The sequence below is a fragment of the Ancylobacter sp. genome, from assembly GCF_965279025.1.
Lineage (GTDB): Bacteria > Pseudomonadota > Alphaproteobacteria > Rhizobiales > Xanthobacteraceae > Ancylobacter.
In genome coordinates this window covers 1,320,277-1,327,500 of the sequence record NZ_OZ257132.1, presented here as the reverse complement: position 1 = coordinate 1,327,500, position 7,224 = coordinate 1,320,277, and the positions used below count along the sequence as shown (strand labels likewise).

3 protein-coding genes and 2 rRNA genes (1 of these 5 only partly in view) are annotated in these 7,224 nt (G+C 61.1%); all 5 read left to right on the top strand.

The genetic code is table 11. The features are described 5' to 3' along the window. Nucleotides 1–2,259, top strand: a 23S ribosomal RNA gene (locus tag ACQY76_RS06185) (it extends 564 nt beyond the left edge of the window). A 109-nt stretch (nt 2,260–2,368) separates the two neighbouring features. Continuing rightward, a 5S ribosomal RNA gene (gene rrf / locus ACQY76_RS06180) occupies nt 2,369–2,483 on the top strand. A gap of 1,091 nt (nt 2,484–3,574) precedes the next feature. Next, the gene (locus tag ACQY76_RS06175) at nt 3,575–4,678 is read left to right on the top strand and encodes an ABC transporter ATP-binding protein (protein ID WP_428032018.1); all 1,104 of its coding nucleotides are present in this window, start codon (nt 3,575–3,577) and stop codon (nt 4,676–4,678) included. A gap of 35 nt (nt 4,679–4,713) precedes the next feature. After that, on the top strand, nt 4,714–5,760 hold the full coding sequence (locus tag ACQY76_RS06170; protein WP_428032017.1) for an ABC transporter substrate-binding protein: 1,047 nt from the start codon (nt 4,714–4,716) through the stop codon (nt 5,758–5,760). A 203-nt stretch (nt 5,761–5,963) separates the two neighbouring features. After that, nucleotides 5,964–7,220 (top strand): ABC transporter permease, encoded by a 1,257-nt coding sequence (locus tag ACQY76_RS06165; protein WP_428032016.1) that lies wholly within the window; start codon nt 5,964–5,966, stop codon nt 7,218–7,220. The last annotated feature ends 4 nt before the right edge of the window (nt 7,221–7,224 follow it).

The window sequence follows — 7,224 nt, the reverse complement described above, 5'->3', positions numbered from 1 at the left end:
AGTTCCTGAAACCGGATGCCTACAAACAGTAGGAGCCCAAGGTTCGTCCTGGGTGACTGCGTACCTTTTGTATAATGGGTCAGCGACTTAGTCTGGCGAGCAAGCTTAAACCGATAGGTGTAGGCGCAGCGAAAGCGAGTCTGAACAGGGCGTTCAGTTCGTCGGATTAGACCCGAAGCCGAGTGATCTAGCCATGAGCAGGTTGAAGGTGCGGTAACACGCACTGGAGGACCGAACCGGTGCCCGTTGAAAAGGTCTCGGATGACTTGTGGCTAGGGGTGAAAGGCCAATCAAACTCGGAAATAGCTGGTTCTCCGCGAAAACTATTTAGGTAGTGCCTCGCGTGAATACTCCAGGGGGTAGAGCACTGGATGGGCTAGGGGGATTTACCATCTTACCAAACCTAACCAAACTCCGAATACCTGGAAGTACTGCGCGGGAGACAGACGGCGGGTGCTAACGTCCGTCGTCGAGAGGGAAACAACCCTGACCTACAGCTAAGGTCCCCAAGTCATGGCTAAGTGTGAAAGGATGTGAGAGTCCGAAAACAACCAGGAGGTTGGCTTAGAAGCAGCCATCCTTTAAAGAAAGCGTAACAGCTCACTGGTCTAGGATTCTTGCGCCGAAAATGTAACGGGGCTCAAGCCATGCACCGAAGCTTAGGGTTTGCAACTTGTTGCAAGCGGTAGCGGAGCGTTCCGTAAGCCTGCGAAGGAGGACCCGTGAGGGCCTCTGGAGGTATCGGAAGTGCGAATGCTGACATGAGTAACGACAAACAGTGTGAGAGACACTGTCGCCGAAAGTCCAAGGGTTCCTGCGTAAAGCTAATCTGCGCAGGGTTAGCCGGCCCCTAAGGCGAGGCCGAAAGGCGTAGTCGATGGGAATCAGGTGAATATTCCTGAGCCTGTGGGTAGTGACGAATCCCGTGTGTTGTCAGACGAATTGGTTCTGTTCTGGCTTCGAAGGGGTTCCAGGAAATAGCTCCCACATTATAGACCGTACCCGAAACCGACACAGGTGGACTGGTAGAGTATACCAAGGCGCTTGAGAGAACTATGCTGAAGGAACTCGGCAATTTACCTCCGTAACTTCGGGATAAGGAGGCCTTCCGTTTGGGCAACCAGGCGGGAGGGGCACAGACCAGGGGGTGGCAACTGTTTAGCAAAAACACAGGGCTCTGCGAAATCGCAAGATGACGTATAGGGTCTGACGCCTGCCCGGTGCCGGAAGGTTAAGAGGAGAGGTGCAAGCTTTGAATCGAAGCCCCGGTAAACGGCGGCCGTAACTATAACGGTCCTAAGGTAGCGAAATTCCTTGTCGGGTAAGTTCCGACCTGCACGAATGGCGTAATGACTTCCCCGCTGTCTCCAGCATAGACTCAGTGAAATTGAATTCCCCGTGAAGATGCGGGGTTCCTGCGGTCAGACGGAAAGACCCCGTGCACCTTTACTGCAACTTTGCACTGGCATTCGTGTCGGTATGTGTAGGATAGGTGGTAGGCTTTGAAGCGAGGGCGCCAGCTCTCGTGGAGCCATCCTTGAAATACCACCCTTATAGATATGGATGTCTAACCGCGATCCGTTATCCGGATCCGGGACATTGCATGGTGGGCAGTTTGACTGGGGCGGTCGCCTCCCAAAGAGTAACGGAGGCGCGCGATGGTGGGCTCAGACCGGTCGGAAATCGGTCGTCGAGTGCAATGGCATAAGCCCGCCTGACTGTGAGACTGACAAGTCGAGCAGAGACGAAAGTCGGCCATAGTGATCCGGTGGTCCCACGTGGACGGGCCATCGCTCAACGAATAAAAGGTACGCCGGGGATAACAGGCTGATGATGCCCAAGAGTCCATATCGACGGCATCGTTTGGCACCTCGATGTCGGCTCATCACATCCTGGGGCTGGAGCAGGTCCCAAGGGTTCGGCTGTTCGCCGATTAAAGTGGTACGTGAGCTGGGTTCAGAACGTCGTGAGACAGTTCGGTCCCTATCTGCCGTGGGTGTAGGAATATTGAGAGGATTTGTCCCTAGTACGAGAGGACCGGGATGAACGTACCTCTGGTGGAGCTGTTGTGGCGCCAGCCGCAGTGCAGCGTAGCTATGTACGGTCGGGATAACCGCTGAAAGCATCTAAGCGGGAAACCCACCTCAAAACGAGTATTCCCTTGAGAACCGTGGAAGACGACCACGTTGATAGGCCGGGTGTGTAAGTATGGCAACATATTGAGCTTACCGGTACTAATCGTTCGATTGGCTTGATCGTTCTCATCCTCGATGGTCATCCATCAAGGATTAAAGCAATCCAGAGACCAGAGCCTCACAAGGCCCGATCCGAAAGGATCCTTGCTTCGCAAAATGCTGTGCTTCGCCGGCCTGGTGGCCATTGCGAGGAGCCCCAACCCGATCCCATCCCGAACTCGGCCGTTAAACTCCTCAGCGCCGATGGTACTATGTCTCAAGACCTGGGAGAGTAGGTCGCTGCCAGGCCTGCAAAGCACAGCAAATCAACGCTTCTTCACACCCACCAAAAACCCCGCCCAGGACACGTCCAGGGCGGGGTTTTTGCTGTCACACACATCACACCCTAGCCGCCCAAAAGCGCGGCTGAAGAAGCTGCCGGCCGATGCCGGCGTGGCGTGTTCCCATTTCAGGCGTTGCCTGAATGCTGCGTGGCTCCCACGAAGCCAGCCTCGCATTCTGGAGGATGGGCGCGCGGGCAGCGAAGCGGCGACGCAGCTCGCCACGTGACGCTATCCGCGCCCGCCTGATCCAGAGATGGCGCGCGAGAGTCTCCTGTCGCGACAACATCGTCGACCCGGCGTGCAGGACCGGGTCGCCCGCAGCGGAGGGACGGATCCGCATGGCGCACCTAGTGGGGCGGGTGCCGGTGGCTGTCGATCCGAATCTCAGCCAACATCCGAAAGCACCCCCCTCTAAGCTCGCGCGGCATCGTCATAGCCGGTCCGGGTGCTGGATGTACCACCCGCCGCGGCATACGGCACACGGCGCAGTGAACTGCCCGGCCGCTCTCCCTCGATGCCGAACCAGATGTTTCACGCCCGCAGCGGGGCATCCCAGGCGATACGCACCGAAAAGCGTCACTTATGGTGCCAGGAAGCCGCCGCCTTAGGCGGACGTCGCGCGGGTACAGCCATCATGACGCATCCCGCATGACGGCACAGCGCCCTTCCGAGGCGCCGCTGCACGTCGGGTCGCAGCTGCACCTCCCCCGATGCTATGGAATCCGCCCGTCCAGTACCGGGTATCGGGGCCGAAGGCGTCCGAATAGGCGTGCGTAATTATTGATCAGTGGCACGCCGGCACCGCCCGCCTGCCTGCCGGTCGAGGCTGCCGCCCGCGCCCGCGCCGCGCCCGTCCAATTCGCCCGAGCCAATACGCCTTCGCGCTAACCAATTGATCTGACGTCATTTCCGCCGCTGTACCGCCACCCGGCGGCGGAGCGGCGGGCGTCAACGCGTCTGGCATGGGGATTGCGGAGCCGAAGCCACCACGCGGGCGGGTGCCGTCTGCCCGCCGCGGTGCCCGGCGGCTCGTTGCCGCCAGCTTGTGGAGGAAAGATGAAGCTTCCGGTCAGTGCCAGCGAGAGTTTCGTCGAGTTCGCCGGCGTCCAGAAGACGTATGACGGCGAAGTCCTGGTGGTGAAGGATCTCAGCCTGCGCATCCGCCGCGGCGAGTTTCTCACTTTGCTGGGACCCTCGGGCTCGGGCAAGACGACGACGCTCATGATGCTGGCCGGATTCGAGACGCCGACCTCCGGCGACATCATGCTGGACGGGGCGCGCATCGATTCGCTGCCGCCGGAAAAACGCAATATCGGCATGGTGTTCCAGAACTACGCCCTGTTCCCGCATATGAGCGTGGCGCAAAACGTCGGTTACCCTCTCAAGGTGCGTGGCCTGCCGAAGGCCGAGATCGCGACACGCGTCGCCGGTGCGCTGGACATGGTGCATCTCGGCAGCTTCGCCTCCCGCATGCCCGGCCAGCTTTCCGGCGGCCAGCAGCAGCGCGTCGCCCTTGCCCGCGCGCTGGTGTTCGAGCCGAAGCTTGTGCTGATGGACGAGCCGCTCGGCGCCCTCGACAAGCAGCTTCGCGAGCACATGCAGATGGAGATCCGCCATCTGCACGAACGCCTGGGAATCACCGTGGTCTACGTCACCCATGACCAGAGCGAGGCGCTGACCATGTCGGACCGCGTCGCCGTGTTCAATGCGGGGATCATCCAGCAGGTCGCGCCGCCTTCGGAACTGTATGAGAGCCCGGCAAACTCCTTTGTCGCCCAGTTCATCGGCGAGAACAACCGCCTGCCCGGCCGCGTCGAGGCGGCAAACGGCTCCTTGTGCTCCGTCGTGCTCGCCAATGGCGACATCGTCACCGCCACCCTCACCGACGCGACGCGGGTGGGGGAGGACTGCCTGCTCTCCGTGCGTCCCGAGCGGGTCAAGATCGCCCCACCCGACGTCCCGTTCGACAATCGCTTCGAGGCCCGGATCGCCGAGATGATCTATCTCGGCGATCATGTGCGCGTGCGCTGCGTGCTCGACAGCGGCGCCGATGTGGTCGTGAAGATCAGCAATGTCGAAGACCGGCCGGTTCTCACCGTCGGCGCACGCATTCCGCTGGGTTGGCGCGCACAAGATTGCCGCGCCCTCGACGCCGCCTGACATCTCCCGCCAACCGCCACCAAGGGTCCAGTCCCATGCAGATGAAGTCGCTCACCTTGACGCTTTCCGCACTCGCCCTCTCGGCGACGTGCGGTGCCGCCTTCGCGGCCGACAACCTCACCATCACCTCCTGGGGTGGCGCCTATCAGACCAGCCAGGACGAGGCGTATTTCAAGCCCTACACCGCCAAGACCGGCTCCAAGATAACTCAGGAAGAGTATAATGGAGAGGCCGCGCGCATCCGCGCCATGGTCGAATCCGGAAATACCACCTGGGACGCGGTCGATGTCGACGCTGCCACCGCGCAGCAGGGCTGCGACGAAGGCTTCCTTACGCCGATCGACTATTCCAAATTCGGCGGTGAGGGGGCCTTTGTGAAGGGCTCGACCTTCGAATGCGGCATCCCGACCATCATCTATTCGACCATCTACGCATATGACGCGGACAAGATTAAGGACGGCCCGACGACCCTTGCCGGCCTGTTCGACACCAAGAAATGGCCGGGCAAGCGCTCGCTGCAGAAGACGCCGTTCGGCAATCTCGAATTCGCGCTGATGGCCGACGGCGTGCCCGCCGACAAGGTCTACGAGACGCTGAAGACCAAGGAAGGCGTCGACCGGGCCTTCAAGAAGCTCGACACCATCAAGAAGGACATCGTCTGGTGGGAGGCTGGCGCCCAGCCGCCGCAGCTGCTCGCCTCCGGCGAAGTGGTGATGGCAACTGCCTGGAACGGGCGCATCTTCAACGCCAACAAGGTCGACAAGAAGAACTTCAAGATCGTCTGGGACGGCCAGCTGCTCGACTATGATCTGTGGGCCATCCCGAAGGGCGTGAAGGATCTCGACGCGGTCTACAAGTTTATCGAATTCGCCTCCAGCCCGCAGGCGCAGGCCGATCAGACCAAGTACATCTCCTACGGCCCGGCCCTGCTCGCGGCCACGCCGCTCGTCGCGCCCGACATCCTCAAGGACCTGCCCACCGCGCCGGACAACGCCAAGACCGCCCTTGCCAATGATCCGGTGTTCTGGGGCGACAACAAGGAAGAGCTGCTGAAGCGCTTCAATACGTGGATCGCCCAGTAATCTGGATTGGCCTGTGATGGAGCTGGCCGCGATGGCCCGAGCCGCATGGGCAAGGCGACGGCGCATCGCGACATGAAGACGGCTTTTCCTCAAAAAGGGGGAGCCGGAACTGGCGGCCGGGACTCTCGGTGTCCCGGCCGAAAACCGATCGAGCCGCAGCCCATCCGGCGGACGGCCCGACACCAGCCGAGGGGGATTTCGACATGGCCGTGGCAGCCCTGAAGGGCGACGCTGAATCCACTTTGGACGGCACTTCGCTCAAGACCAAGTTGAGACGCGCCGAGCGGCTGAACCGGGCGCGCTCATTCTCGCTGGTGGCGCCGCTGCTGCTGTTCGTGCTCGCGGTGTTCGCGTTACCGATCGGGCTGATGCTGCTGCGTTCGGTCGAGAACACGGAGGTGCGGGACGCGCTGCCCAAGACGATGACGGCGCTCGGCCAATGGGACGGCCGGACAACGCCAGGCGAGGATGTCTTTGCGGCCTTTGCCGATGACCTTGTTCAGACGCAGAAGGATCGCACCACCGCGCTGGTCGGCAAGCGCATCAATTACGAGGTGCCCGGCGCCCGCTCGCGCTTCCTCAAGGCTGGACGGCTGATCGATGCCGGCGGCGGCGGGCCGTGGAAAGAGAAATTCGTCGCCAGTGACGCCGAATGGGGCTCCGTCGACTTCTGGGCCATCATGAAGCGGGCCGGCAACACGCTGACGCCCTACTACCTCTTGACCTCGCTCGATCTGCGGCAGGATGCCGAGGGCGCGATCAAAAAGAATTTCGCCGACTATTCGATCTTCGTCGACATCTTCATCCGCACCATCTGGATCAGCCTGCTGGTGACGCTGGCCACGCTGGTGCTGGGATATCCGGTGGCGCATCTGCTGGCGATCCTGCCGCCACGCCATGCGAATGTGCTGATGATCCTGGTGCTGCTGCCCTTCACCACCTCGATCCTGGTGCGCACCACGGCGTGGATCGTGCTGCTGCAGAGCAATGGCGTGATCAACGACATCCTGCTGGCGCTGCATCTGACCACAGAGCGGGTGCAACTGATCTTCAACCGTTTCGGCACGGTGCTGGCGATGACGCATATCCAGCTGCCCTTCACCATCCTGCCGATCTATTCGGTGATGAAATCGATTCCGGCCTCGCATCTGCGGGCGGCGCGCTCGTTGGGGGCGGGGCCGCTTACCGCCTTTATGACCGTATACATGCCGCAGACCCTGCCGGGCGTTGGCGCGGGGTGCCTGCTCACCTTCATCCTGTCGCTGGGCTACTACATCACCCCTGCGCTGGTGGGCGGGCCGCAGGACCAGATGGTCAGCTATTTCGTCGCGCTCTACACCAATCGCGAGATGAACTGGGGACAGGCCTCGGCGCTAGGCGGCATCCTGCTGCTCATCACGCTGGCGCTCTATACCGTGTTCAATCGCCTTGTCGGTATCGACAAGGTCAAGCTGGGCTGATCGA